Origin of the sequence: Streptomyces sp. (genome assembly GCF_050698815.1) — a bacterium.
Classification (GTDB): Bacteria; Actinomycetota; Actinomycetes; order Streptomycetales; family Streptomycetaceae; genus Streptomyces.
Map to the genome: position 1 here is coordinate 1 of NZ_JBOHCV010000490.1, position 2,146 is coordinate 2,146.

The following is a 2,146-nucleotide window of genomic DNA, read 5'->3' on the forward strand; positions in this document are numbered from 1 at the left end:
GGGCAGGCCCAGCCGCAGGGTCAGTCGTCCTGAACCACCAGGCGGCCGGTCCGGCGCGGCGCCGGCTCCCCGGGCCGGCGCTACGCCTCGCGGCGCCGGCCGGTACCCTCGCGGTCGTCTGCGCGGCGTTCGCGTACGTCGGTGCCGTCGATCCCCGTGAACCGGGTCACTATCCGGTCTGCCCGCTGCTGGACCTCACCGGCCTGTACTGCCCCGGCTGCGGCGGCCTGCGCAGCGCCTACGCGGTCGCGCACGCGGACGTGGGCGCCGCGCTGGGCGCGAACGCGCTGGCCGTGGCCGCGTACGGCGCGTTCGCCGTCTTCGTGGTCTTCTGGATGGTACGGGCGGGCCGTTCGCGGCCGGTCACCGTGCCGCTGCGGAGCACGCACTGGTGGGTGCTGGGCGGGCTGGCGCTCGCCTTCACCGTGGTACGGAACCTGCCGTTCGGTACCGGACTCGCCCCGTGACCGGGCCCGGACGGGATCCCGGCCCGACCGAACACCGACGGTTGCAGCTGTTTGTCCGGAATGTGGGATTACGGTCGACCGGATGCGAGTCCTCCGTCTCCCGCCCGATACCATCGCCCTGCCGATCCGACCATTCCCCCGTGCCCCCCGCGGAGGCCTAGTCCAGCCAGAAGGAGGCCGCTCACGTGAGTGTGCTCGACGAGATCATCGAAGGCGTGCGCGAGGACCTGGCCGAGCGGCAGGCGCGCGTCAGCACCGACGACCTCAAGGAGCGCGTCGCGAAGGCCCCACCGGCGAAGGACGGGGTGGCGGCACTCAAGGGCGACAGCGTCAAGGTCATCTGTGAGGTCAAGCGCTCCAGTCCCTCCAAGGGCGCGCTGGCCGCGATCGCCGATCCGGCCGGACTGGCGGCGGACTACGAGGCGGGCGGCGCCGACCTCATCTCCGTCCTCACCGAGCAGCGCCGGTTCGGCGGCTCGCTGGCCGACCTCGAGGCGGTGCGCGTCCGGGTCGACATCCCCGTGCTGCGCAAGGACTTCATCTTCTCCGCGTACCAGCTCTGGGAGGCGCGGGCGCACGGCGCCGACGTCGTGCTGCTGATCGTCGCCGCGCTGGAGCAGCAGGCACTCGTCTCCCTGATCGAGCGGGCCGAGTCGATCGGGCTGACCCCGCTGGTCGAGGCACACGACGAGGAAGAGGCCCAGCGGGCCGCCGACGCCGGGGCGCGGATCATCGGGATCAACGCGCGCAATCTCAAGACGCTCGAAGTGGACCGCGGCAACTTCTCCCGCATCGCGCCGGAGATCCCGGACCACATCGTGAAGGTCGCCGAGTCGGGCGTCCGCGGACCGCACGACCTGATCGCCTACGCCAACGACGGCGCGGACGCGGTGCTCGTCGGCGAGTCGCTGGTCACGGGAAAGAACCCGAAGGCCGCCGTCGCCGACCTCGTCGCGGCCGGCGCGCACCCGGCGCTGCGGCACGCGAGGGGCTGACCTTCGGCATGACCGCCACCCGTCACCGCCCTCAGGGCCCGTGCGGCCGCCCGGGCATGCCCGGCGACCGCGCCGAACGGGGTCCGTACGCCGCCCTGGCGCGCGGCTGCCGGCCGCGCGGCTGCCGCGCACCGGCGCGGCGCGTGCACGGACGGCGGGTGCGGTACCACATCGGCTGCGAGCCGGGCCAGGTCAAGGGCCGCCGATGGCGGCCGGCCGACGCGTACCGCTTCGCGGGCTGACCCGGCCTCCCGGGGACGGCTACCTGGGCAGGGCCCGGGGACGCCGCCGCGCGGACGTGCGCCCGGGGTGCTCTACGGCGACCCCGGCATGGCAATCCAGGCACATTCCCGGACCGGGAGCGCCCTGGGTGGGTGGGTTCCCTTCCTTCGCGTCACGGCTCGGTGCCGTGCGGCTTGCGGCGGTCCACGCGTGCCACTCCCGGAGCGCCGGCCCCGCCCGGTTCCTTGGCGGAGCGAAGGGGTACCTCGCATACCCGCGCAGGTCGCGAGACCGACGCGGAGCGCCGGGGGCAGCCCGTACCACTGCGCCGCGTACCCCCTCCGGGCCGCGAGGCCCGGTACGCACCCGAACCACGATGTCTCATACCTGACTTCTCACGAGGAGCACGTCGGATGTCCGACTACTTCATTCCCGACCCCGAGGGGCGGATCCCCAACGCCG

General features: G+C 73.8%; 3 protein-coding genes. All 3 read left to right on the plus strand.

Translation table 11 applies throughout. From position 1 onward, the window contains the following. Positions 1 to 29: 29 nt before the first annotated feature. The 3 genes from ACRDP3_RS17615 (at position 30) to trpM (ending at position 1,704) form a co-directional block, all read left to right on the plus strand. Positions 30 to 467, plus strand: a complete 438-nt coding sequence (locus ACRDP3_RS17615; RefSeq protein WP_431517914.1) for a DUF2752 domain-containing protein — start codon at positions 30 to 32, stop codon at positions 465 to 467. A 185-nt stretch (positions 468 to 652) separates the two neighbouring features. Then, a complete protein-coding gene (trpC, locus tag ACRDP3_RS17620; protein WP_431517913.1) occupies positions 653 to 1,462 on the plus strand; it encodes an indole-3-glycerol phosphate synthase TrpC in 810 nt (269 codons plus the stop codon). Positions 1,463 to 1,518: 56 nt separating this feature from the next. Beyond that, positions 1,519 to 1,704 carry a tryptophan biosynthesis modulator TrpM gene (trpM, locus tag ACRDP3_RS17625; protein ID WP_431517915.1) on the plus strand — a complete coding sequence of 62 codons (186 nt, stop codon included), beginning with the start codon at positions 1,519 to 1,521 and terminating at the stop codon, positions 1,702 to 1,704. Positions 1,705 to 2,146 lie beyond the last annotated feature (442 nt).